Annotated in this window: 18 protein-coding genes; 10 read left to right on the top strand and 8 right to left on the bottom strand. The window is 47.5% G+C overall.

Features of this window, described 5'->3' with window-relative positions:
* Nucleotides 1–246: 246 nt before the first annotated feature.
* The 6 genes from EXU85_RS05800 to EXU85_RS05775 form a co-directional block, all read right to left on the bottom strand.
* Nucleotides 247–1,887, bottom strand: coding sequence for a RagB/SusD family nutrient uptake outer membrane protein (locus EXU85_RS05800; protein WP_142771165.1), 1,641 nt, complete (start codon nucleotides 1,885–1,887; stop codon nucleotides 247–249).
* A gap of 31 nt (nucleotides 1,888–1,918) precedes the next feature.
* Nucleotides 1,919–5,191 carry a SusC/RagA family TonB-linked outer membrane protein gene (locus EXU85_RS05795; RefSeq protein WP_142771164.1) on the bottom strand — a complete coding sequence of 1,091 codons (3,273 nt, stop codon included), beginning with the start codon at nucleotides 5,189–5,191 and terminating at the stop codon, nucleotides 1,919–1,921.
* 911 nt (nucleotides 5,192–6,102) lie between these two features.
* Nucleotides 6,103–7,788, bottom strand: coding sequence for a RagB/SusD family nutrient uptake outer membrane protein (locus tag EXU85_RS05790; RefSeq protein ID WP_142771163.1), 1,686 nt, complete (start codon nucleotides 7,786–7,788; stop codon nucleotides 6,103–6,105).
* 93 nt (nucleotides 7,789–7,881) lie between these two features.
* Entirely contained in the window at nucleotides 7,882–11,139 is a 3,258-nt protein-coding gene (locus tag EXU85_RS05785; RefSeq protein ID WP_142771162.1) for a SusC/RagA family TonB-linked outer membrane protein, read from the bottom strand.
* 572 nt (nucleotides 11,140–11,711) lie between these two features.
* Nucleotides 11,712–12,491 (bottom strand): patatin-like phospholipase family protein, encoded by a 780-nt coding sequence (locus EXU85_RS05780; RefSeq protein ID WP_142771161.1) that lies wholly within the window; start codon nucleotides 12,489–12,491, stop codon nucleotides 11,712–11,714.
* A gap of 71 nt (nucleotides 12,492–12,562) precedes the next feature.
* On the bottom strand, nucleotides 12,563–13,399 hold the full coding sequence (locus EXU85_RS05775; protein WP_142771160.1) for an MBL fold metallo-hydrolase: 837 nt from the start codon (nucleotides 13,397–13,399) through the stop codon (nucleotides 12,563–12,565).
* A 253-nt stretch (nucleotides 13,400–13,652) separates the two neighbouring features.
* Here EXU85_RS05775 and EXU85_RS05770 point away from each other — a divergent pair, with 253 nt between their 5' ends.
* The 5 genes from EXU85_RS05770 to EXU85_RS05750 all read left to right on the top strand — a co-directional run bounded on the left by EXU85_RS05770 (nucleotide 13,653) and on the right by EXU85_RS05750 (nucleotide 17,514).
* Nucleotides 13,653–14,405, top strand: a complete 753-nt coding sequence (locus EXU85_RS05770) for a cytochrome b/b6 domain-containing protein (protein ID WP_142771159.1) — start codon at nucleotides 13,653–13,655, stop codon at nucleotides 14,403–14,405.
* Nucleotides 14,402–15,208, top strand: coding sequence for a molybdopterin-dependent oxidoreductase (locus EXU85_RS05765; RefSeq protein ID WP_142771158.1), 807 nt, complete (start codon nucleotides 14,402–14,404; stop codon nucleotides 15,206–15,208). Before EXU85_RS05770 ends, EXU85_RS05765 begins: the two co-directional genes overlap by 4 nt.
* A 25-nt stretch (nucleotides 15,209–15,233) precedes the next feature.
* Nucleotides 15,234–15,971 (top strand): thioredoxin family protein, encoded by a 738-nt coding sequence (locus EXU85_RS05760; RefSeq protein ID WP_142771157.1) that lies wholly within the window; start codon nucleotides 15,234–15,236, stop codon nucleotides 15,969–15,971.
* A 45-nt stretch (nucleotides 15,972–16,016) separates the two neighbouring features.
* Nucleotides 16,017–16,973, top strand: a complete 957-nt coding sequence (locus EXU85_RS05755) for an alpha/beta fold hydrolase (RefSeq protein ID WP_142771156.1) — start codon at nucleotides 16,017–16,019, stop codon at nucleotides 16,971–16,973.
* Nucleotides 16,974–17,109: 136 nt separating this feature from the next.
* Nucleotides 17,110–17,514, top strand: coding sequence for a hypothetical protein (locus EXU85_RS05750; protein ID WP_142771155.1), 405 nt, complete (start codon nucleotides 17,110–17,112; stop codon nucleotides 17,512–17,514).
* Between the two features lie 3 nt (nucleotides 17,515–17,517).
* On the opposite strand, the gene EXU85_RS05745 is transcribed toward EXU85_RS05750, so the two are convergent.
* Nucleotides 17,518–19,914 (bottom strand): family 78 glycoside hydrolase catalytic domain, encoded by a 2,397-nt coding sequence (locus EXU85_RS05745; protein WP_142771154.1) that lies wholly within the window; start codon nucleotides 19,912–19,914, stop codon nucleotides 17,518–17,520.
* A gap of 103 nt (nucleotides 19,915–20,017) precedes the next feature.
* Between EXU85_RS05745 and EXU85_RS05740 the strand changes: the two genes are divergently transcribed.
* The 4 genes from EXU85_RS05740 to EXU85_RS05725 all read left to right on the top strand — a co-directional run bounded on the left by EXU85_RS05740 (nucleotide 20,018) and on the right by EXU85_RS05725 (nucleotide 24,059).
* Entirely contained in the window at nucleotides 20,018–21,496 is a 1,479-nt protein-coding gene (locus EXU85_RS05740; protein ID WP_142771153.1) for a xylulokinase, read from the top strand.
* 26 nt (nucleotides 21,497–21,522) lie between these two features.
* Nucleotides 21,523–21,990 (top strand): hypothetical protein, encoded by a 468-nt coding sequence (locus tag EXU85_RS05735; protein ID WP_142771152.1) that lies wholly within the window; start codon nucleotides 21,523–21,525, stop codon nucleotides 21,988–21,990.
* A gap of 171 nt (nucleotides 21,991–22,161) precedes the next feature.
* Nucleotides 22,162–23,502: a xylose isomerase gene (gene xylA / locus EXU85_RS05730; RefSeq protein ID WP_142771151.1), complete on the top strand. Its 1,341-nt coding sequence runs from the start codon at nucleotides 22,162–22,164 to the stop codon at nucleotides 23,500–23,502.
* Nucleotides 23,503–23,597: 95 nt separating this feature from the next.
* Nucleotides 23,598–24,059: a nuclear transport factor 2 family protein gene (locus EXU85_RS05725; RefSeq protein WP_142771150.1), complete on the top strand. Its 462-nt coding sequence runs from the start codon at nucleotides 23,598–23,600 to the stop codon at nucleotides 24,057–24,059.
* Between the two features lie 81 nt (nucleotides 24,060–24,140).
* Here the strand turns inward: EXU85_RS05725 and EXU85_RS05720 are convergent, their stop codons facing one another.
* The gene (locus EXU85_RS05720; RefSeq protein WP_142771149.1) at nucleotides 24,141–24,959 is read right to left on the bottom strand and encodes an enoyl-CoA hydratase-related protein; all 819 of its coding nucleotides are present in this window, start codon (nucleotides 24,957–24,959) and stop codon (nucleotides 24,141–24,143) included.
* A gap of 111 nt (nucleotides 24,960–25,070) precedes the next feature.
* On the opposite strand from EXU85_RS05720, the gene EXU85_RS05715 reads away from it, so the two are divergent.
* On the top strand, nucleotides 25,071–26,201 hold the full coding sequence (locus tag EXU85_RS05715) for a T9SS type A sorting domain-containing protein (protein WP_142771148.1): 1,131 nt from the start codon (nucleotides 25,071–25,073) through the stop codon (nucleotides 26,199–26,201).
* Nucleotides 26,202–26,250 lie beyond the last annotated feature (49 nt).

The raw sequence follows: 26,250 nt of genomic DNA, 5'->3' as shown, positions 1-26,250 counted from the left end.
CCAATAACTCGTTCAGCATCTATACGCCAAATTAGTCTTATCTGATGCAATTACTCAGAACACATTGGCTAAATTAATAGAAACTAGGAGCTGGTCTGGCCTCGAAGGAATCCACGGTTTATTGACGAGCTTCCCGTTGAGCTTTTTCCTGTAGTTCGCGTTAAACCAGGCAATTTCTATTCGATTTTAACAAAAAAAGCCCCCTGCTGGTAACAGAGAGCTTTACTACTGAATTTTATTTCTTGATCACTTTGGATTTTTTACGGGCGCGCTCCCCGAAGCGGGTGCATTATACACCAGTTCATTGTCGGGCACATCCCAGTAATCGAGGAAGTTGTAATTGATAGTGCCATTAGTGGTCACCTTCCCGGTTTTATCCACAATAACGGCACCTTTACGGCCACCTCCTTTTGCGACGTCGTCAATAACACCCCAACGGCGAGCGTCGTAGAAAGATAAGCCCCGAAATGCCAGCCCTACCCGGCGCTCCCGGCGCAGTTCTTCTTTGGCCTGATCGGCGGTTAGGCCTGTACCAGCCACCGCAGCCAGACCAGCCCCCTGCACTTGCCGAACAGCATCAATCAATTTCAGACCATCCTCTAGTTTACCCGTATTGATCAGCGCTTCGGCTTTCATGAGCTCGTTTTCTTCATAGCTACCCGCCAAATACAGCTCGGTAGCCCCTGGATTCCGGTCGCTTAGCGTGATTACCCCGGCTAGTTTCTTGCCACCATCTACTAAGGCCCAGCGGGTATTAAATGCGTTGCCCCGGCTGCTTTCGCCAATCCAGGGTGTAGCCCGTTGCGTGAAGTTATTGGCTAACCGTTGATCGCCTGTTTTGAAATCCTGAATGAGTCGTTCGCTAATTTTATAGGTGGCACCACCCGATGGGTCACCGGTTGCTTTGGCAGCAACGGTTCCGGTTTGCGGAGCCAGGAAATCCCCGTTTTGATTGGAACGCCCGGTGAATACATTGTCAGTCGCCTTAACGCCGTCATTGGTCAGGGTGAGCACCTGATCCCATTGAGCGGCTGTCATCGTCTTAGTTAATGTGTTGACCAGCAGGTTGCGGGCTTTCAGGGTATTAATAGTCCGCTTCCACATATCCGGGGTGGGTACGCCCCCTTTCCCTACCTGATTGAAGGTTGGAATCAGTAAGGTCATCACAGCCGTATAATCGGTTGATGTAGTTGTTAGCAAAGCAGCCGCTTTATCTAAATTAGCGTTGGCTTCCTCAATCAACTTTTCTTTGGCGACGAAGTTGCCATTGGTGCCATTATCCGCATTGTTGATAACGCCCGCGTAATAAATTGATCCCAGACGCGAGTAGGCAAACCCTTTCCACCAATAAGCCCAGGCCTGAATGGTGGCTTTTTTAACCTTAGCATCACCCGTGAAGGCAACCTGATCGGCCAGCGTCAATACTTTATTCATCTGGCTATTGAGCGAATACATATACCACCATTCATGAAATAGTGGATTTGAGCCCTGATTGGAATTAACGTTGATCTGGCGAATGAGGGCATACTGCGTATTCGGTGCATTCGGATTCACTACTTTGGTACCATCGTCCAGAAGCACGTAATCAGGTGCCCCAATCTGATTCCCAAACTGGTTGGCTGCTTCTTCACCAATCACATCGCCCATTAGTTCGTGGAAACCCATGGCCCCCGACCAGAAATAGCCTGGCACACCGTCGTATAAATCGGTCTTAATCTCTTTAGATCCGTTAATGTAGGCCGCTCCCTGAGCTAAGTTAATAATACCGGTTTCGGTATTAGCGCTGCTCACGGTTGGCTGATTGGGGTTTTTTACGTCCAATTGTTCCTTACAGGACGTTGCAAAACCCAGAAGTAGTGTCGTTACTAAAATATGTATCTTTTTCATCGATAAGTCGTGAAGAGTAGACAGTAGGAAATTAAAGGCCAATGTTAAGCGTAGCCTGATAGGAACGCAGGTTTGGCATGGTGTTATGATCAGTCCCCCGATCCCAGGCAGAGCTACCCGTACCTGAGCTAATTTCAGGATCGAAGCCTGTATACTTCGTGAACGTCAGCAGGTTCCGGCCCGATAACACCAGTTGCGCCCGGCGCAGTACCGGTATATTCACCACTTTACTCAGGTCAAAGCCAATCTGCACATTCCGTAACCGAACAAAAGATGCGTCTTCGTAGAAGTAATCCTTTGTACCATTTGCCTGCCGTTGTGCATATACGCCCCGATAAAATGCCGTCCAGGCACCTGTTTGCCCATCAATGGTAATCGGGTTAGCGTAATCAGCATGAATACCATCCCGATACATCCATTCTTTGGTCTGGTTGTAGATGTGGCTCCCCTGCACCCAATCGAACTGGAAACCAAACGACAGGAAGTTCTTGACTGTAAATTCATTAATGAACGACATGTTGAAGGTCGGGTTCGGATCACCAAAGCTGTATTTGTTGGCCGAGAAGAACGGCTGTTTGGTTGCTTTGCTCACAACAATACCGTTGCTTGCTACGGTGTACTGCGATTGCTGGTCGGGCGAGATGTAGTAATTACCACTAGGATCTTTCTGATCCAGCGAATGAACCGTTATGTAGCCATACAACTGACCAATTTTTTCACCTGCTTTCAGTACATAGTTTGAACTACCTGCACTGGATAGAACCACCACTTCTGCATTGTTTTTAACGGCCGAAATCTTCGATGTCTGTCGACCAAAATTAGTTGTCAGGTTCCAGGAGAAATCTTTCGTACGCACGATCGTTGCATTCAACGATGCCTGAAAACCATTCGATGCCAGCGAAAAGGCATTGTCTTTAATGGAGTTAATTCCCGCTGATGGAGCCGCACTAACGTCGAAGATGGCGTTATCTGTGGAGCGTTTCCAATAGGTAGCGGACAGGCGCACACTGCTCAACCAATTGGAGGTTTTTGAGGGCGTCAGGGCCAGATCGGTTCCAATTTCAAGTTCTGAGGATACCTCTACATCCAGTGCCGGGTTAGGCTGGCTGGCTGGGGTATAAAATGAGTTCGTACTCCCCAATGTGGCCGTACTTAGCACCTGATACCGGTCAAATGGTTTCGGCTGGATACCTGCCTGACCATACGCGGCCCGTACTTTCAACTCTGGGAAAAACCCGGCCATTGCACTATTTTCCCAGAATTTCAGCGCCGACACCCGGAAATAAGCATCGCCACGGGGGAAGGTAAACGGCTTGGAACCACTCCCAAATGCTGATGAGTAGTCGGTACGGAAGCCCCCCGATATACCGGCCAGGTCGCCAAAGTCGATACGCTGATTGACAACATAACCATAGGTAATAAATGGCTCGGTATAATCGCCACCGGCTGGTAAGCCAGCACGTCCAGCTGACGGCGCTTTGACACCCGGAACCCGGAATGTAGACGACTGAGAGGCCGTAAATGGTTCGTATGTCGGCAAACCTAAGGTGTACGTATAAAACTGCTTGAAGTTCCGGTTTCGGTAATCAAACGAGAGCTGTGTAGAGGTCCGAATGGGCAGTTTTGACTTGAAATCATTCTGGAAATCGGTATTGATAAAAGCACTGGCCAGGAAGTTCTGATAGGTAGTTGTCAAGCTATTATTATCAATCTCCCCAGTAGGATCCGTACCGAAATAGTTCTGATAATAATTGTTGTTGAGGGCAATTACATTCCGATTCTTCGACTGGTTGGCATAGGTGGTCCTGATTTCCTGTTTTGAATAGTTAATACCATACTTGGCATCTAAATCCAGGAATTTATTGACCTTATAATTGAGGTTGAAGTTCTGAATTACATCTACCTTGTTGTCTTTGTTATCCGTGTATTTCTGCCAGAAGCTTGGGTTCGAATGGTTTACGCCAACAGCGTCTCCATAATAAATGCCTGGATTACCGTCTGGATCAACCGCCGAGAAGTCAGCAAATGGGCGCGCATTGTTGATGGCATATAGGATAAGCCGGTCATTCGTCTTAATAGTACTGTTGGTATAGACTAACTGCGTTGTGGTTCGGAACGTCAGGCCTTTAGCTAATTGAAGACCCAGGTTAGACATCAGGTTGCTACGTTGATAGCCCCCATTGTTGATGACGTTACTTTCCTGTTTGTTGTTGGAAGCCGATAGCGCAAAATCAATTTTATCATTCCCCCCCGACAGGGCAATACTGTTATTGTAAGTATTGGATGGCCGGAAGAAGTACGCATAATGATCATAGTACTTCAGATTAGCCGTATAGGGTTTATCAGCCTTGTTGTTCACATCCAGCGGATTATACTGAACATTTTCGCTATAGGTCAGTGTATTTGGGTTCAGTTCAAGCGGCTTACCCGACGTACCGATAACGTTATTGCTGGCATCGACAATGAACCCATTGAACTGCGATTTAGCCACTCCACCTACATTCAGATATTCATTACGGGTGATGCTCGATGACACATCAATGTTCAATTTACCAGACTTGCCTTTTTTGGTAAATACCTGAATAACGCCATTGGCACCCTGAGCACCATACAAGGTAGCTGCAGCCGCCCCTTGCACAACTTCAACGCGCTCAATGGTGTTCGGGTCAATACTACTAAGCAAAGCCGTCGGGTTATTATTGATATTCCCGTTTGAATCGTAGTTGGTTGCGTCGACCTGAACGCCATCAATCAGCAGAATTGGGGCTGTTCCCCGATTAATGGTGTTGATACCGCGTAGTACAATATTTACGGGTGCACCGGGTGTACCGTTACCACTGGATATTTGCGCACCGGCAATTTTTCCAACCAGAGCCTGATCAATAGAAGCAGTTGGGGTTTGCGGCAGGTTCTTTGACGAGATCGCTTCAACCGAAATACCCAACTTTCGCTTATCGGTGGCTACGCCAACCCCTGTTACAACCACTTCAGAAAGCTGACGGTTATCCGCAACCAGTTTCACATTTACTTCAGACTGGTTACCCACAGCAACCTCCTGGCTGGTCACGCCGACAAAGCTGAACACCAGGGTGAGGTTGCCACTACCGGGTGCCGTTATGTCGTAATCACCTGTAGCATTTGTATTGGCTCCTTTTGTTGTCCCTTTTATGACAACCGATACGCCTGGTAACGGTAAACCATCTTCGGCAGATGTTACCTTACCCGTAATTCGCCGTTCCTGCGCCCACGCCGTGGACCAGAGTGAGGATACCAGGAGGATACTCACTAATAGAATTCTACTCATATACGTTTTTTGTTAGGGTGAAAAATACACTTCCTACAAGCAAAGCTATATAACGGAAAAATACAACACAAGCTTTCCCTATGAAAACAGATGAGTAAACAAAATTCTATTAATCTCGATAAATGCAGAACAATATTTTGGGTAAACTATAAATATAAGTCAACAATAAAGAGGATTTTTACTTTTTTCTAGATTTTAATATACTATATATTTTATTTAAGACACTTAAAATGTAATTTCTGATTAAATTAGAATAATACAATTAGTACCCCAAACCAATAAAGACAGATTTTGGCATAGCTATGTTGCATCTCAGGCGTCAGTTCTGAAAAATTCTTTCAGAAATTACCTAGGAGAGCTGTTTTTTAACGGAGATAACTTGTAGAAGTAATTCGCAGATCCGTTCGTTAGTTATCAGAAACGGCTGCCTGAAGAAGACCTAATCCACCTTACAATGTGGCTGTCTTATCTTACTACGAATTATAGAGATCGCATGAACGAATTGACATCAAGAGGAAAATTGAAGGCCAATCGACTACCTCGTGTGTAGTAATCCAATAGAAACGAACAGATTGGAGTTGGTACTGCTGAGCGTACCCTGCATTGATCGGACACACCTAAAAAGGTGGTTCATTATCATCGGACCATCAGATACCATTGTACTGATGATCTGCTCCTGAGTGGGACTCAGTATGAGGTAAGCGCACTTACCGGTGAAATTTTCGTCATAGCTCTAGTTAAGTTAAGAATGTATTTACCACAAATCTAATTAAAGGCTATTGCTTCGCAAGTAGATTAGCTTACTTTTTCTTGCTAAACGGGTCTCTTGCCTACCTATTGACTAAAGAATAAAAAAAGCGGCTTACCTTAGTAAGGCAAGCCGCTTCAACTAGACGTAACTGATTCGTCTACTAATAGTTAGGATTTTTTGTGACAACACTATTAGCTGTAGGATTCAATACCGATTCATCGGCTGGAACATCCCAATAATCCATGAAGTTATAGTTGATCGTCACGTTTTTATTGATGACAGCGCCAGCAGATGTGATAACGGTGTTACCATAGCTTCCACCACCAACTGAGATATCGTAGGTCCATCCCCAACGTCTGTTATCATAGAACGCTAAGCCGCGGTTAAATAGAGCTACTCTTCTTTCTTTCGTCAGCTCCGTTAGTGCGCCAGCCAGCGTAAGTCCAGTACCTGCTGTAGCAGCTACACCGGCTCCCTGATAGGCCCGTACCGCATCCAGAAAGCCTAAACCTGTTTCTATATTGCCCAGACGCATATTGGCCTCAGCCAGCATGAGAGTATTCTCCTCATAGCTACCTGCCATAAACACTTCGTGTGCACCTACATCCTTCGATCCGTAAACATATACACCAGCTAATCCAGTACCGTTTGGCACCATACTATACCGCGTTGTAAACGTATAGTTGTTTTTGTAGGTAGTAGCGGTATTGAAATTGTTTGCAACCCGCTTATCGCCCGCATTAAAAGACTGCATGAATCGCTCACTGATTTTAAAGGTCGAGCTGGTATTCACGTTTGACGTTAACGCAGCAACCGTACCACCCGTAGGAGAGAATGGAGAGTTCGACGCTGTGCTACGTTCGGTGAAAACCTTATCGTCTTTCTTAATCCCATTCGTAGCCAATGTTAATACACTATTCCAGTCAGCAGCTGTCATTGCCGATGTCGATGACTTGGAGATCGTGGCAGCCGGATTCCCTTTTACAAAAGGAGCCAGTTTATTCACCAGGATATTACGGGCCAGCATGGTATTGATGTTCCGTTTCCACATATCAATGGTAAGAACACCCCCATTGCCTACCTGTGTGAATGAAGGAATCAACTGACCTAAAACCGTCTGATAATCAGCCGTGCTGGTAATGGCCCCTAACGTAGTAGCCGTCAGGTTAAAATACTCATTCGACTTAGCAATGATCGCGTCATGCAACACATAGTTGCCATCCGTTACTCCTGACTTATCATCAATCAGACCCGCATAATACATCGACCCGATAGAAGCATACGCGTACCCCTTCCACCAATAGGCCCAGGCTTTGATTGTATTGGCTTTACTAGCCTTATCACCAGTGAAAGGAATAGTACCTACGAGATCCAATATCTGATTGCAAACGTTATTCAGCGCATACATATTCAGCCACTGGTAGTAAATAGCATTGTTACCCGCCCCGGTTGCTGCACGACTATTATAAGACCGAATAATGCCCACTTGTGGTGCCGGATTGGTCACTTTAGTGCCATCATCCAAAATAATATAGTCAGGTACACCAATGGTTGTAACCTGGTTGTTCGATGCATCGGCCCCAACATTATCCGCCATCAGTTCACTATAGCCCCAGGGCAATGAAAAATAACTATTTCCTAGCCAGCCGTCGCCGTTTAAGAAACCGTTGACGTATACACCACCTTGTGCAAACGCAATAAGACCGGTCTCGGTATTTACGTTGGCTGCGGTAGTCGGTGCATTTGGATTACCTACGTCGAGTTGTTCTTTACAGGATACCCCAGCGAGCATAAGGGCCGTAAAACAAACCGTGGAGAAAAATCTATTTTTATTAATGAGTTTCATCTTGGAAGAAATTAAGTTGTAAGTACTAAGTATCCAAGTCGTAAGCGACTATAGGTAAGTAAAATCGCTTACGACTCCTTATAACTTAAGTGATTAGAATCCGATGTTCAGACCAACCTGGTACGACTTGATGTTCGGCAGCGTACTGTGATCCACCCCTCTGTCGAACGATGAGTTCGAGGAACCCGAGCTAATTTCAGGATCATAACCCGTATACTTCGTGAAGGTCACGAGATTCCGGCCCGTAAAGACGATCTGTGCTTTATTGAGGTAAGGTAATTTGACAACTTTAGCCAGATCAAAGGCCAGCGAAATGTTCCGTAAGCGTACGAACGAAGCATCTTCTACAAAGAAGTCTTTGGTGGCGTTGTTACCAGCTCCTCGTGTGCTACCCCACAGATTGTAATAAGCACTGGACCAGTAAGCGGGGAAGGCACCGGTTTTGCCATCGATGGTTACCTGCTTGCTAAAGTCACCGCTGATACCATCCCGGTACATCCATTCTTTTGTCTGGTTATACAGGTGACTGCCATACACCCAGTCGAACTGGAAGTTTAACGTCAGGAAGTTTTTGAAACTGACACCATTGATGAACGACGCGTTAAATTTCGGGTTCGGATTCATCAGCGGGTACGTTTCATCCGTAAACTGAATCTGGTAATCAGATTTTTTTACGACGCGGCCATCAACAATGGTGTAATTGGCCCGATCAGCTTCCTGAATATACTTCGTTTTGCCATCCTGACGGGTAAAATCCAGACTCGTTAATGCCTTGTAGCCATACACCTGACCAATAGGCTGACCGGGTGTTAAAACCAGAGCGGTACTACCTGCATTTGAGGTTAAGATAATGTCGGCACCACCCGAGATGGCATCAATTTTGGAAATTTGATGGCCAAAATTCGTTGTAAAGTCCCAGCGTATGTCTTTTGAACGAAAAACAGGTAGGCTTAACGAGAATTGAACCCCATTCGACGACATGTTAATCGCGTTGGTCAACTGACCTGTAGAACCCAGCGACGGTGGTACGCTCACCGTATAAATTACGTTTTCACTCGAGCGTTTCCAGTACGTAAACGAGCCCGAAAGCGAACTAAACCAAGTGCGGTTCGAATTTCCTCCGATGGTGAAGTCTGTCCCGATTTCCAATTCTTTAGATACCTCTACCTGTAGATTTGGATTTTGGGTAGTTGTTGGAATCGTGTAGACTAAGCCTGAACCCAGGTTCCGCTGGCTCAATACTGGGTAGCGATCAAATGCACCCGGCTGGATACCCGCTTCGCCATAGGCCGCCCGTAACTTGAAATAAGGCAAGGCGTTGGCAAGGCTGCTATTCTTAAAGAACGTCAGTGGAGAAATATGACCATCAAAGTGCGGGAAGGTAAACGGGGTAGACCCTGCACCGAAGGCAGATGACCAGTCAGTCCGGAAACCAGCCGTAATACCACCATAATCACCGAAATCAACCTTCTGATTGACTAGGTAACCGTATGTTATAAAGGGCGTTACAATATCCGTAGCAACTGCCTGCGATGAAGTGGCCGCAACGTTGAACGGTGGGGCTGTACTCAATCCTACACCATAGGTATCATATTGGGTAGCCTTATTCTTCCGATAATCAAACGAGATTTGGGTACTGGTCTGAATAGGCAGTTTAATATGAAAATCATTCTCAAAATCAGTCCGGATATAAGCCGTACCCAGGAAGTTCTGGAATGTACTATTATACTGATAGTTATCTATTTCCCCTTTGTTATCTGGCGCGTTATTGCTGGCATAAGAACCATAGTACTCAGAACTTATATTCTGAGACTGATTGAAGTAGGTTTGCCGGGCAGTTTCATTCCGATAGTTGATACCATATTTAGCATCCAGTTCCACAAATTTGTTGATCTTGTAATCGGCCTGGAAATTCTGGACGATATCTATCTTGTTATCAACAGCATCGGTATACTCAGCCTGATAGTAGGGGTTACCAGCATTTACGCTCAAAAAGTCAGCCGTTGGATAAACCGGATATGTTCCATCAGCCAATTTCCGGGTCAGGTCCATAAAAGGAGAAGTGTTCAAGAACCCATATACCTGTCCCACATTACCCCCATTGGCATTCAGGGTTCCAAACGTAGAACCTAGTCCCGGCTTCAGCGTATTTTTTGTATATACCAACTGGGTAGAGGATCGAAGCGTAAATCCCTTGAAGATTTCCGTACCTACGTTGGCCGACAAGTTACTACGATCGACATAACCGTTCTGGTTCGTTAAAATAGGCGAAGTTGTGTGGTTATTAGACGCAGCTATATTGAAGTCGCTTTTTTCTGAAGCACCCGAAATGCTGATATTATTGTTGAATGTGCTACCAGTTTGAAATACCTGCTTAAAGTGATCGTAGTATTTCAGATTTCCACTATAAGGCGTATTGGCGTCATTACGGATATCCTGAATGGCGTAACGCGTTGCGCCACCATACTTATACGAAATACCAGTGATTGCACCGTACTGCGTATAGTCCAGTGCTTTCCCGCTGGCATCTACTATATTACCACTCGCGTCGGTCAGGTAAGGGTGCAGTTCCGCTTTATGAACGTTCCCTGTGTTCAGAAACTCATTGGCGGAGTAGCTGGTTGATACATTAACGGAAGTCCGGCCTTTTTTCCCTTTTTTGGTAAATACCTGAATAACACCATTGGCACCCTGCGCACCGTAAATCGAGGCTGAAGCGGCACCCTGTGCAACCTCTATCCGCTCTACGTTGCTAAGATCGAGTGAGTTAATGTCGGTTGCGGCTACCTGCACACCGTCTACCATGATCAGTGGCTTGGTTCCACCCTGTACGCTGTTAATACCGCGAAGCAGAATGTTAACCGGATCACCGGGATTCCCACTAACGGACGAAATCTGGGCGCCGGGAATTTTACCGACCAAGGCCTGGTCAATCGAAGCCGTCGGCGTTTGAGGAAGATCTTTAGCCGAAACGCTCTCTACTGCAATACCCAGCTTCGCTTTGCTGGTGGCAACCCCACTACCCGTTACAACAACCTCTGTAAGCAAACGGGAATCGGATACCAGGCTTACGTTTACTTCCGACTCATTGCCGAGTTTGATCTCCTGAGTGGTAACGCCTACGAAACTGAATACTAACGTGGTGCCTTTTGCGGGTACTGAGATGTCATAAATACCCGCTCCATCTGTTGATGTACCCTTTGAGCTACCTTTCACTACAACTGAAACACCTGGCAAAGGAGATCCATCTTCTGCGGACGTTACTTTACCAATCACCCTCCGTTCCTGTGCCCACGCGGTGGACCAGACAGAGCTTACCAGAAGGAAGCTCATTAATAGAATTCTACTCATCTACGTTTCTAGTTAGGTCAAGAAAAAAATGCAACTACAACAAATGTAATAGCAAAATGAAGCAATACAAATTTTCCCTAATCAAATGAAACAGCCAACATAAATCTGAATTTGACTACACATACAAAATATTATTCCGAATACAATTTTTTCATTACTTAGTTATAAATACTATATATACGTACCTACAGACATTAAAAATATAACTTTACGTAGATGCTGGCTTAGTAAACAGCGACTATTTTTTGCATAATGCTCATTTTGAGGGCAAATTCATCGTTTACCAAAAAGTAAGTAATGGTTTTTTAGCTAGTAAATGGGTCAGCTAGGGCCTAATCAAGCCTTAGCTGACCCCGATAAATTACCTTTGATCACCTATTGATAGCTACCCTTAGGGCTGAGTATTAAAAAACAATTAAAAGTTATACTTGAAGTTTAACCAACTACCTTTCAACTGGCTCAAAAGCTCCCGATGCCTCTGCCCTATTAGGAAGTACCCCTCCCCTATAAACTCGAAACGCCGGACTTTAAAGTCCGGCGTCCTGGTACTATAACCTATGAGGTTATTGGTATTAGTATTGTACGGCAGTTGCCCGATTGAGTGCCTGTTCAATATCAGGTGCCATCGAGCGGGTATACTGATAGCCAATCCGAAATAACTCCCGCGCTTTACCAACGTCGGCCGGACTATAGCCTGCTAAATCAGCAGGCTCCAGTAGTACATCGCAGTGGGAAAACTTTGCCTTCGTTTTACTTTGAACCGCCAAAATGATACTACGCTCAATAACCCCTCGCATCGAACGAATCGGCTTGGTCATGCCAAATGGGTTGCAATGCGCCCCAATCACAAAATCTACTTTATCTTCGATCACATCAACGGGTAAATTATTCAGAACCCCTCCGTCAACAAACTGACGTTTATTAATGAGTAAGGGCTCAAAAATACCCGGCAGGCAACAGGACGCCAGCACCGGGCGAATCAGTTCCCCTTTCTCGAAGATGACCTGCTCACCAGCGTTGAGGTCAACGGCAACCACATGTAATGGAATTTGTAACCCCTCAAACGAATCGTGTGGAATATATTTTTTATACAGTTCGGTTGCGGTGTCGATTCGCAATAAACCCATGCGATTCCAGGCAGGACGCAAATGCCGCATAAATGACGACGACTCAATTATTTTCAGGCCTTCGTCGGGTGTAAATCCGTGGGCAATCAACGCGCCAACAATGGCTCCGGCGCTGGTTCCGGCAATCTGGTCAAACCCGATCCCCATTTCCTGCAACGCTTTAATAACGCCCAGGTGAGCAATACCACGCGCCCCGCCCCCCGATAATGCCAAACCAATTTTCATACGTTTCAGCTCTTTGATTTGATAACGGTGTGTACCGTTTTTTGGTTTGTGTAGTGCGGGAGGAAACCGCACTACACAAATTCCGCCAGTTTCCCTTTCTCCTTAAGACGAACGCCTTTATCGGTGAGCTCAACCGTGGCGGCTTCAGTAACGGGATCATGTTCAAAAACCAGAATCCAGTTTTCCTGAGCGGCCTGTTGTAGGAGTTGCGTCTTCTCGTCCATCGTTAGCAATGGTCGTACATCATAACTCATCACATAAGGTAGCGGAATATGCGCCGAAGATGGAATCAAATCAGCCATATACGCTACCGTCCGATCGTTCACACGAAACAACGGCAAAGCCATTTTTTCGGTATGACCATCCACATAGCGTAAATCAATATCAGCAAAGGGAAACGGGTGTTCCATCAGGAAGGTCAACTGACCATGTTCCTGCAACGGTATAATGTTTTCATGCAGGAACGACGCTTTTTCGCGTGGGTTTGGGTGTGTGGCCCAATTCCAGTGGTCTGGGTGCACCCAATGGGTAGCGTTCTGAAAAACGGGAGTTAACCGGTCACCATCGCGCTGAACAGCTCCCCCTACATGATCAAAGTGCAGGTGCGTAAGCAACACATCCGTCACATCGGTTTCTGAATACCCTGCCTTATGAATAGAATTCAGCAAATTAGCATCGCCATGTAGGTCATAATGACCGAAAAACTTGGCATCCTGTTTGGTACCAATGCCCGTATCGACCAGTAAGAGTCGGTTACCCTGTTCGTATACTAAACAACGCATGGCCCAGGTACACCGATTTAGTTCATCGGCGGGGTTGAGTTTATTCCAGAGCGGCTTGGGGACAACGCCAAACATGGCCCCGCCATCGAGTTTAAAAAGACCAGTATCGAGGGTTTGGAGAGACATAAACGTGTTTTTTAGCAAGTTAGGATTTTATACCTATTGCCGAAAAACTGTATTAACCAGAAGTTCATTTGCGTATAAATGACGAACAAAAAGCCAGGTACCGTGAACAATCAACAAAAACAGTTCCTCAATATAAACAGTATCTTTCTGCGGAGCACCCAATTGCCTGATTGTGAAATTATAACAAATTTATCACGTTCAAACTTTTCCTCGATATTGGTCGTATAGTTTATACTATACCCTCGCATACGCCATGAAACGCATTGTCCATAAACACCCACTGGCTATTCGGTGGTTTCACTGGATTAACTTTCCAGTTCTGTTCGTTATGATCTGGAGTGGTCTCCTGATTTACTGGGCGTACGATCCCTATAAAATCCAGATCGGCGATTATACCCTGCTGTCATTCTTTCCCGATGGTTTCTATACGTTCCTGCATGTACCTCGCCGATTAGCCGAAGGAATGGCTTGGCACTGGGTATTTATGTGGCTGTTTATGCTAAACGGTCTGCTCTATGTGGGCTACACATTCATTTCGGGCGAATGGCGGCATCTGGTCCCGAATCGAAACTCGTTTCTGGAGGCCATTCAGGTAACCCTCTACGATTTTGGTCTTCGTAAAACTCAACCGCCCTTTATCAAATACAACGGTGCCCAGAAGATCGCCTATTTTTCCATCATGCTAATGGGCATTGGCTCGGTTCTAACGGGTTTCGCCATTTATAAACCCACCCAATTTTCGTGGCTGACGAGTGTACTGGGAGGCTACAAAGCCGCCCGACTGGAGCATTTCATACTAACGGTTGGCTACGTCCTGTTTTTTGCGATCCACATTTGGCAGGTGATTCGGGCGGGCTGGCAAAACTTCCAGTCGATGGTAACGGGTTTTGAAGTGATAAAGCCGCATAATCCAGAACACCCGGTTACGAACGAACCCGTCATTGATCAACCAATTGAACCGCAACCTGTCGAACCTTCACCTACCCCAACTCCTGCCCTATCATGAGCCAGTCAACAGAACCGAAACTCCCTGAAAGTGATATTCCTGAGTCGGCTGTTCGTCGGCGGATGCTTAAATCGTTTGGCTGGTTTGCAGTGGCCAGCGCCGTACCAGTTGGTGTATATCAGTGGATCACGAAGAGTCCCGGCGCTCAGGGAATTAAACGACCTTTTCGTAACATATTAAATGCCAATGAACAGGTAGCCCGAACGTACTTCAGCAATACGCACTTAGTACCCACATTCTCTATAGCCGATGCAGCAAAGAAAGCACGGGTCAATGGCTATGATGGTATTAAAACCCCCATTCCGGAAGACTGGAAGCTACAGATTGATCAGCCTTCGGAAACAGACCAACCACTCATGCTAACCATTGATGACATTAAAGCCCTGCCCAAACACGAAATCGTGTATGAATTCAAGTGCATTGAGGGCTGGAGTCAGGTGCAGCACTGGGGTGGTGCGCGACTGTCAGACTTTTTGGCGAAACATAAGCTGGGTACCCGAAGTGGCAACGGGCCTAATCCAGATAACACGGACGACCTATACAAGTATGTTGGCATGGAAACACCTGACGAAGGCTATTACGTAGGCATCGACATGGAAAGTGCCTTACATCCGCAAACATTACTGGCCTACGAACTAAACGGGGAACCCATTACAGCGCCCCACGGTGCACCGCTTCGGTTAATTATTCCCGTGAAATACGGCGTAAAAAACCTGAAACGAATCGGTCGAATTTTCTTCTCCGACGAGCGTCCGCGCGATTTCTGGGCTGAACGAGGGTATGATTATTATGTAGGCTTATAAAATCAATAGATCCAACAACTACGCCATGAATTACATCCTCACTCTCCTGACCGCTTTAGGGTTAGCTGCATCATCTCCTTTCGACAAACCGGCAAAACCAGCGGCCCAGCCTGTTATTGTACTGGAGTTATTCACGTCGCAGGGATGTTCTAGCTGCCCGGCCGCCGACAAGGCCTTGCAGGAAATTACTCAGCAAGCCATCCGATCAGGTCAGGCCGTTTATGGGCTGTCATTCCACGTCGATTACTGGAACCGGCTGGGCTGGCAGGACCCATTCAGTGCCAAACAATATACCGACCGGCAACGCCAATACGACCGTACCCTGAAAACCCAGACCTACACACCACAACTGGTCATTAACGGGAAGCAGGATATCGTTGGCGGCCAACGCGGACGTATTGAGCAGACTATTCAAACCATTCAGAAACAACCGGCATCGGCTTTTATAGGCGTCGATGGCACAGTTACCCGTGATGGAAAACAGGCAACCGTTTCGTACGAGCTATCTGCCGCTGGCCCTTATCGCGTAAATATAGCTTTGGTCCAGAAAGAAGCCCATACGGCAGTGAAGAACGGCGAGAATGGAGGTCGCACCCTCGTGAACACAAACGTAGTTCGGCAATTCAAAACCGTCGACGAATCAGGGACATCGGGAAAACTGGTTCTGCCCTTACCTACAGATCTGACTACCGATCAAACAGCCGTTCTTGTGTACGTGCAACGAACCGATAACGGGCAGATTGTTGGTGCAAAACAGTTGTGAGAATGAAGCGGTTTACTACTTGGCAAACCGCTTCATTCTCACGTCATGAAACTTTATTTTTCGTTTCTCCTACTTAGTTGGCTAACAGCTTTTTCGGCCTTCGCGCAGACCATTCCGTACCCCTATCCGGTACGATACATCACGTTGCATCAAGAGCAAAAAACGATGCGAATGGCGTATATGGATGTAGCTCCCGTCAGTACAGCAAATGGCAAAAGTGTTATTCTGTTTCACGGCAAAAACTTTAATGGCATCTACTGGCGGGATGTGATTGCTTTTCTAAGCAAGGCTGGTTACCGGGTTATTGTGCCCGATCAGGTTGGCTGGGGCAAATCTGATTATCCAGATTTACACTATAGCTTTCATGCCCTGGCAACTAATAACAAACGATTACTTGATTCCCTGAAAATCAACAAGGTAATCGTTATTGCCCATTCGATGGGTGGCATGTTGGCTACGCGATTTACCTTACTCTACCCAACTTTAGTCAGCCAGCTTATTCTGGAGAACCCCATTGGCCTGGAAGATTATCGTTCGTTTGTACCCTATTCTCCCCTCGATAGCCTGTACAAAACGGAAGTAGCAGCTACTTACGAGTCCTACAAGAACTATCAGCAGAGTTATTATCCACAATGGAAGCCTGAATATGAAGAGTGGGTTCGAGCGCAGGCAGCCGCTCTGACCGATCCACGATTCAAGCGCATTGCCTGGGCCAATGCGCTCACCTACCAGATGATTTACGAGCAGCCCGTCTGCTACGAATTCAAAAATATTAAGGTACCTACCCTACTCATCATTGGTCAGGCCGACCGAACCATTGTTGGCAAAGCCCGCGTCCCGAAAACTATAGTCAACCAATATGGCCAATACCCGATCCTGGGTAAGCATACGCAACAGCAGATTCCAGGTAGTCAGTTAGTTGAGCTTCCGGGTGTGGGTCATATTCCACATATACAAACACTGGAAGCCTACAAAAAGGCTGTTCTGGAATTTTTGAAGTAATGGTCCGCTGAATTTTAAACGGACTGGCAAAATCTGAGTTTATATACAATAAGGTACAGGAAACCTTCCTGGACTTCCTGTAAAATCTCAGTTTTTAGAATAGGACTGTAGATTAAACAATTATACTCAACAGATCATGAAAAACATACTCACTAGTTTATCCCTGCTGTTAATGGGAGCGTTAGCAGCAGCCCAGACTAAGCCAGCATCGCCTACGCCACCAGCCGTCATCTCGGTCATTGAGGATGTGAGTGGAAAACACTTCCAGCCCGATACAGCCTTTGCCGCTTTATCAGAGGAGGATGCTACCTTACTGGCGAAGGAACCCATTGCCAACTGGGGTTTGCTACAGGAATCGGGGCCGGCCATGACCTATTCAAATCTGGTCATTGGCACCCGCTCTTATCAGCTGGTTATCACCAAGCTACCCAAAGATGTGTTTCCAACAGCCACGTTGTTACGCTTCGTCAATCCTAAATCAAAGCCGGAGCCTATTGCACGCGGCACACTCAAACCCAAGGCAGAGGAAAAGCTAAAATGATGACTACAAACTAATCGTTTGGCTTCCAGACTTTAACGGCATTGTTTTCCCTTTCCAGCGCAACGTACCCGCTACGTTAGTGGGAAGGGAAACGGTGCCCGTTAAACCGCCAGCAGGCGTTTTCTGAAACTGCACGGCGATCTCACCCGCGGGATGCGGCATTTTCCCTTCTACACTAGTTAAGTCTCCCAGAAAAGGCTCGATACGAACTGACTTAAAACCTGGCTCGGCAGTTCGAATCCCGCAGGTTGTGGAAAGAAATTCGTATAAAGGAGACGCGCTCCAGGCGTGGCAATCGGAACGGGTTGGTTCGGGGTTTTCGGCGAAGGTGGTTAACCCCATTGCCAGCATGTCGCGCCAGGGTTTTAGCTGGACGATGAACTGATCACCAAGGCCCGTTTTTTTCAAGGCTTCAAACAGGTAGAATTTAAAGTAAAACGTCGCTTGCGTTAGTGATGTATCCGCTATGGTTTTCTGCAACAGAGCTGCCTGTTGCGCAACTGGAACAGCATTCGTCAGCACGGCCAGGATATTGGCGTGTTGACTAAAGGAATTCTTATCGGGCGTGTCGGCAAATAAATTACGACTGGCATCCCAACACTGTTCGTATACCGCTTTGTTCAGGCGTCGGGCGAGTTCGCGGTAATGCTCGGCTAGTTCGTTCTTTCCATAATGAGCCAGCAAATCGGCGGCCCGAGTATAGGTATAGGCCTGTTGCAGGGATAGAATACTAGACCCACCTTTACGGGCACCGTTTGGAACACCGCCCGAAATTTCATCTTTCGCATTTTTCCAGGCCGACCAGTCCACAAAGTTCCACCATTCCAGCGGTCCATTGAGCCCTGTTTTGGCCATACGCTGCTCATGCCAGTTCAATACACCCAAAATACCGGGCAGCATCGACTTCACAAATGCATCATCCTCCCGATGCATCCAGTAGTCATGAACCATACACACCCAGAACAATGAAAAAGTCGGAATAACCTGAAAATCAGCTGATGGGTACCGACTTTGCGTCAGGCCATCGTTGAATCGGCTGTGCTCATAATCAGTGATGGCTTTCCGCATCAACCGATCATCGCCCGTTACGTAGAGCGAAATCATGGATTGAATCCGGGTATCGCCTGTGTATTGCAATTGCTCATAATACGGGCAATCATAATAGGTTTCGCCCGCACAAAGCCGGGCCGTTCGCCAGCCAACATTCCAGAGTGCTTTCAGTGTGGTATCGCCCGGCATGGAGGTGCTGGCCGTGAACTTCGCTTTCTCCTCGAACGGATAAGCGGTAAATTTTCCAATAAGGTCGTCTAAAATCAATGGCTCCTCTTTCGTTTCAACCGTCAGCTGCAAGTAGCGATACGTGCGAAACCAGAGTGGTCGGAAGGTGCGCTTCTCGGAGCCGTCGGCCACAAACTGATCGTCGAAACCTCGCAGTGTCCGGCCTTCCACCTCATTCCGGTTTCCCTTTTTACCCTGCGCATCAACCAAGGCTTCGGCATAGGATAACGTCACAACGGCTCCCTTCCCTTTGCTTACCGTCAGTTCAGGATAGGCATTTGTGAGGTAGCTCTGGTCGAGCATAAACGTGGCTTTCGTATTAGCCGGAACCGTCACGGGTGATTTGCCTTGCAAAAAAGCCCCATCCATTTTGCCATTCTCACTCCGCCGGACAGCTGCCAGACGGACAACGTTTTCCTCCATCATCGGGATGGTACGAGGCACAAGGGCCCAGTTTCCATCGGTACCCAGACCACGCGGTTTAGTCGGGAAGCCAAACGGCTTGGCAGCTACCCAGGCTTTATCGTCAAACGCAGGCTGCTCCCAGCCCCAGGGGTATTTTGATGCATCGACATGATCGCCATCGCCCATAACAATGTAGGTTCTCAGCTTAGGAATGTCGTTTTTAATGGGCGAATACGCCAGATTCTGGTAAACCTTCCAACTGGCATCGGTATTAACCACTTTTTCGGTTTCGCCATCTCCCTGCAACAAAAAGCCAAGCTGGTAGCTCATTTGGGCAAACGGTGCGCTCTCGCCCATGTACCACACCTGCGCGGCCAATACATTACGACCCGCTTGCAGAAAAGGCGCAATGTCGAGTGTTTCGTAGTTCCAGTTTTGGGTATCACTACGAGCAGGCCCCAGCGCTACCGACTTGCCATTGACAAACAATCGGTACCGGTTATCGGCCGACACATGAACGACAAACCGAGCTGGCTTCTGCGCTAAATCAATGGCTTTCCGAAAATGATAAATACCATATTGCCGGGTTGGCGCTGTGGGGTGCACGATCCAGCGGGAAGGCCAGTATTGATTCGTCCAATCGGGCGTAACGGTTTGGGCAAAACCAGCCGATTTTATGAGTAAGAAGAGGGCGACAAAAAGTATAAATCGTTTCATAAAAGCCAAATAATTCGCAAGATAAGAGACATTTTTACTGGACTTACTGATTATCCGCTTCTCGTTGTACTTTCGCAACAGATTCCCTAACTCTGGTACCCGCATGTATTTCCTTGGATTCGACCTCGGCAGTTCGTCTGTCAAAGCTTGTTTAGTAGATGCCGAAAGCGGCAAAGTTGTAGCCTCGGCCTTTTTCCCTCAGCCTGAAATGGTTATCGAATCTCCGCAAGTGGGGTTCGCTGAACAACAGCCTGAGATCTGGTGGCAAAACGCTTGTTTAGCCAGTAAGGCGGTTATGCAACAGGCTAATATCCAACCCGCTGATGTAAAAGCCATTGGCATTTCGTATCAGATGCATGGTCTGGTGGTGGTTGATAAGGAGTTCAATGTACTGCGACCCTCCATTATCTGGTGCGATAGCCGAGCTGTTCCGTATGGAAATCAGGCGTTCGACGCGCTGGGCCATGATCGAACATTACACCACCTGCTGAACTCGCCGGGCAATTTCACCGCAGCCAAACTCGCCTGGGTGAAAGCCAATGAGCCAGACGTATACGCCCAGGTGGACAAGTTCATGCTCCCCGGCGATTATCTGGCCGCCCGCATGACCGGCGATATTGTCACAACGGCGTCGGGGCTTTCGGAAGGGGCATTCTGGGATTTCCAGGCCAACCAACCTGCCCAGTTCCTACTCGATTATTTCGGTTTCGACTCATCCTTGATCCCAACCATCAAGCCAACCTTTGCTCCACAGGGCGAGATAACGGCTTCGGCAGCTGCTGAGTTGGGCCTTGCAGCCGGAACCCCCGTCACCTATCGCGCTGGCGATCAACCGAATAATGCCTTCTCACTGAACGTACTGGAACCAGGTCAGATTGCCGCTACGGCGGGCACATCGGGCGTGGTGTATGGTGTGAGTGATCAGGCTAAATACGACCCAAAATCGCGGGTCAATACGTTTCTACACGTTAGTAACACCATGGAAGCGCCACGCTATGGGGTGCTGCTTTGCGTAAATGGCACGGGCATTCTGAATAGCTGGCTTCGAAATCAGATGCTGAATCGATCAATTGGCTATGATGAGATGAATAAGCTGGCGCATGAATCGCCCATTGGTGCCGATGGTTTAGTCTGTCTACCCTTCGGTAACGGTGCCGAACGTATGCTCGAAAACGCCGATTTAGGAGCGTCGTTTCACGGGCTACAGTTGACACGCCACGGGTTGCCCCACATGATCCGGGCCGCCCAGGAAGGCATTGTATTTGCGCTTTACTACGGCATCCAGATTATGGAAAGCGTGGGGGTAGGTTTGCAAACCATCCGGGCGGGCGAAGCCAATATGTTCCTCAGCCCCCTCTTCCGCGACACAATGGCTAACCTGACGGGAGCAACTATTGAATTGTACAATACGGATGGTGCCCAGGGCGCTGCCCGAGGAGCTGGCCTGGGACTTGGCCATTACAAAACCGCACAGGAAGCGTTTACCGGATTACACGTCACCAAGACCATCGAGCCCGATATGCGGGCGCAGGAAGCCTATCGGGATGCCTATGGGCGGTGGTTGTCTGTTTTACAGTTATAAGCGTTTACTGGAAACTAATTATTCCTATGAACCCCATCTTCGCCAAACTCAATTACAAAGCGCAAGCCGAAATCGCGGTGATTAACTTGCCCGTTGAATTTTCGCCTGTTGTCGATGAGATGCGTCCCCTAACCACCATTGTAACCGATCCCCAACAAATTCAGAAAGGTGAGTTTGCCATTGCCTTCGTAAAAACACAGCAGGAAGTGGATACACTTAGCCCGGTATTAGCAGATAAATTAACCGGTGATGCTATCCTCTGGATGACGTATCCTAAAGGCAGTTCGAAGAAACATAAATGCGATTTCAATCGGGATACCGGCTGGACACTTTTGGGCCAACTGGGCTTTGAGCCCGTTCGGATGGTGGCGATCGACGAAGACTGGAGCGCGCTTCGGTTTCGTCGGGTTGAGTACGTCAAAAAAATGACCCGCCGGGAGAGCGGAGCCCTGACAGAGGCAGGCAAAACAAAAACTACGCAGAAAGGGGTCTGAAAGATTATTGATTACATAAGTTTTGTAAAAGGGTCAAGACCTCGTGCCACGGCTACTTTAGAGTAATATCTAAACCGTGGCACGAGGTCTTGACCCCTTTTGTGAAAATCCAATGAGGAAAAACCAGTGTTAACTCGCTTTTCAACCAAGTATCAACTCAACCACGTTCTCATGTCTGACATTCAGTTAACCCTTGGCGAAAAAACCTATTTCCCTTTTCTGGAAAAGCCGGTTCAATACGAAGGTCGCGAGTCCGATAACCCGCTGGCGTTTAAGTTCTACGATGCCAACCGGCTCATTCTGGGCAAACCGATGAAAGACCTATTTCGATTTGCAACGGCTTACTGGCATACCTTCTGCGGAACCGGTGCCGATCCCTTTGGCCCGGGGGTTAAACATTTTCCCTGGGATGCCAACGCCGATCGGCTGGCTGCGGCTCACGACAAAATGGATGCGGCTTTTGAGTTCATCACGAAAATAGGCATGGAGTATTACTGCTTTCACGATGTCGATGTGGCACCCGAAGGTAACTCAAACGCCGAATTCGAGAAAAATTTCCGCGCCATTGTCGACTACGCCAAACAGAAACAGGCAGCCAGCGGGGTAAAACTGCTATGGGGAACGGCCAACCTGTTCTCGCACGAACGCTACATGAATGGGGCGAGTACTAACCCCGATTTTCACGTGCTGGCACACGGCGCCTGGCAGGTGAAGAACGCCATCGACGCAACCATCGAATTAGGCGGTTCGGGCTACACATTCTGGGGAGGTCGGGAAGGCTATATGTCGCTGTTGAACACCAACATGAAACGCGAAACCGAACATTTAGGTAAGTTCTTGCAAATCAGCCGTGATTATGCGCGCAAGCAGGGTTTCAAAGGGTCATTCTACATCGAGCCGAAGCCAATGGAACCCAGCAAACACCAGTACGATTTCGACGCGGCTACGGTTGTTGGCTTCCTGAATCGTTATGGCTTGCAGGATGATTTCGAACTGAACATCGAAACCAACCACGCTACACTGGCCAATCATACCTTCGCGCATGAGTTACAGGTGGCCGCCGACAACAATATGCTCGGCAGCATCGACGCCAACCGGGGTGATTACCAAAATGGCTGGGATACCGACCAGTTTCCGGTAGATGTGTATGAATTAACCGAAGCCATGCTGGTAATTCTGGAAGCGGGTGGACTAAAATCGGGCGGAGTTAATTTCGATGCCAAAACGCGCCGAAACTCTACCGATCTGGAGGACATTTTTATCGCGCATATCGGTGGTATGGACACCTTTGCCCGGGCAGCCATTGCCGCCGAAGCCATTCTGGATAAATCGCAATACAAGAAACTACGCGCCGACCGCTACGCCAGCTACGATTCGGGTGAGGGGGCACGTTTTGAAAAAGGCGAGCTAACGCTCGAAGATCTGCGTGCGTACGCTATGCAAAACGGTGAGCCAAAACAACTCAGTGGCAAGCAGGAATTATATGAAATGATTGTCAATCAGTATATTTAATGCGATGGAACGCTGCTGGTTATGCTCGGCATGATTAGTTTTGATTGTTAGCGTAAATCATATTGATCATAACCAGCAGCATTCCAGTTCTTCCTATGAAAACCATACTCCTTATTCTCGCCTGCCTTCCTGCCTTCGCCCAAACCAGCGAGGACGAAGCGGCTGTCCGCACTACCATAAAGCTGATGTTCGATGGTATGCGAAAAGCTGATTCAACACAGATCAAGAACACCTTTCTACCCGGTGCAACCTTGCAAACTATCGCAAAAAATAAGGAAGGAGCGGTTTCGGTACGGACAGACGACATGGGTAAGTTTGCCGCTTCTGTCACTAAATATCCCGCGTTTACACTCGATGAGCGGCTCTCGGGTATGGAAATAAAGATTGATGCCGAACTGGCTACTGCCTGGACACCCTACGTTTTTTACCTGAAGGAAGCCAAAAGTCACTGTGGCGTCAATGCATTTACCCTCGTGAAAGTGAATGGTAACTGGAAGATTCAAAACATCATTGATACACGCCGGAAAGAAAACTGCCCGGATTTACCGAAGCAATAGCAAGGTTAATGAATAATGAATAATGAACTAGACATTCCCCTACTAATCAACCAATAACATTATCCATTATCCATTATCCATTTATTCCCCTCCCCACTTCGGTTTTCGCTTCTCCAGAAAAGCAGCCATCCCCTCCCTGGCATCGGGAGTTTGTTGAAGCTGTACAAACTGGTCATACAGAAACGCCTGCTGTTCCTCGGACGCTTCTCGCTTTAGTTGTTGGTAAGCGCTTAATCCAGCCTGCATTGCTGTTGGCGAAAACTGCTTTAGTTCGTCGATCAGACGCCCTAATGCTTCATCTAGTTCACTGGCGGGCACAACACTCGTTACCAATCCAATTGAGTAGGCTTCTGTGGCCATGAGTGTTCGGGCACGCAGACAAAGATCAAGTGCCGTACGGGCGGGCATAATATCAAGTAATAGCGCCAGCACTTGAAACGGAAACAATCCGCGCTTGACTTCAGGCAAACTAAACGTGGCCGACTCAGCTGCTACAACGTAGGTGCTACCTCCTACTAACAAAAATCCACCGGCATACACTGGTCCCTGCACGCGTGCAATGCAGGGTTTGTGTAATTCCACCAGCAACTCTCCCAACCGAACTGGCCCTGATGGTTCAGGTACGGTCATTACCTCCTGATCACCCGATGAAAGGCTTTTCAGGTCCATTCCGGCACAAAATGTATCGCCCGCAGCTGCCAGCACCACCAGCCAAACATCGGTTGTAAAGTGAGCGTATGCCAGCGCGAAGGCCAGTTCCGCCAACATGGGCGGGTTGAGCGCATTCTTCTTTTCAGGGCGATTCAGGGTGATGGTTAGTACGTGATCATCCAGCGATACCATGAGGTATCGAAAGCCTTCGGAGGGTAACTGAGTGACTTGTTCAGCAGTGTACAGCATAGGCAGAAAGATACATAAATACCGTTAAAGAAATCTTCAGAAACAAGTATATGGTTATGTGTGCATTTGCAGTTAGCTAGGAAAAGCGCTATCCTTTCCCCTTATCTATTCATGAGAACGTTCCTGGTTCTATCTCTGACATTCCTGGGCATTCAACTAGCACAGGCGACTCATTTAATTGGTGGTTATATTCAGGCTAAAGCTGCTTCGGGTTCCTCGTTGACGTATGAGATTACGGTAACCCTCTACTCGTATATAGGCCCTGCCACAACGGAGGCATCGTCCATAAGTGTTTGCTTTGGCGATGGTAATACAGCTACAGTCACTCGCGCAAGCTTGGTAAATGTTCCGCTTGGTAGCAACAATATCAGTTCAGGTATTGGCATTAACACCTACCGGATCAACCATACGTATGCCGGACCGGGCGTATATACCCTAATGACATCACTAACTAACCGAACACCAGCCGTCAACGTCCTGAACAGTACAGTGCAACAGGAACCGCTAGCGCTTACAACTACGTTTACAACCGTTTCGGCGGCAAATCAAACCCCATCTCTATCCATTCCGACAACAGGACTATATATCCCTATAAACCAGAAAATTACACTCCCACTTCACGCGATAGATGTCGATGGCGACAGCCTGGTTTATGGGCTCGCTAAATCACAGACGAACACAATGAGTGATTTTTGTAATTATCGGCAAATGTCTACTTACCAGTTTCCGAACGATGCGACGCATCAGGGAACCTATAAACTCAACAGTCGCACAGGAGATTTAACATGGGATGCACCCACTAAACTGGGCAACTACACTATTGTTATCTCAATAAGTGAATATCGTAATGGTGTTCTTCTCAGTCAAACAGCCCAGGAAATTATGGTAATCGTTGCCGACCTACCCGGTACGCCAAGTACCATTCCGGCTTACGAACCTGCTATTGAAGGAAATGGTATCATCACAGCGATACCAAATTATATCGACTCCGATATGGTACTCACCGCCTTTCCCAGCCCCGTAGAGGACCGCTTGCAGGTCGTTATTCAAACCAGCAATCCAACCACAGCTACTCTACAATTACTAGACATAAACGGCCGAAACGTACACGAACAGACCTTCAATCGGGCTTCCCGTGAGCACGAGCAAAGTATTAATATGACTAGCTTGGCACCAGGCACCTATTTGGTTCGGGCTATGGTTGGTGGACGGTCATTGTTACGGAAGATTGTGAAGCGATAGTTTTCTAGTTGCTTTGGTTGCTTTTCATATGCCATATCTTCAAGATATG

This window comes from Spirosoma sp. KCTC 42546 (assembly GCF_006965485.1).
GTDB lineage: Bacteria > Bacteroidota > Bacteroidia > Cytophagales > Spirosomataceae > Spirosoma.
This window is presented reverse-complemented; position numbering and strand designations above follow the sequence as displayed.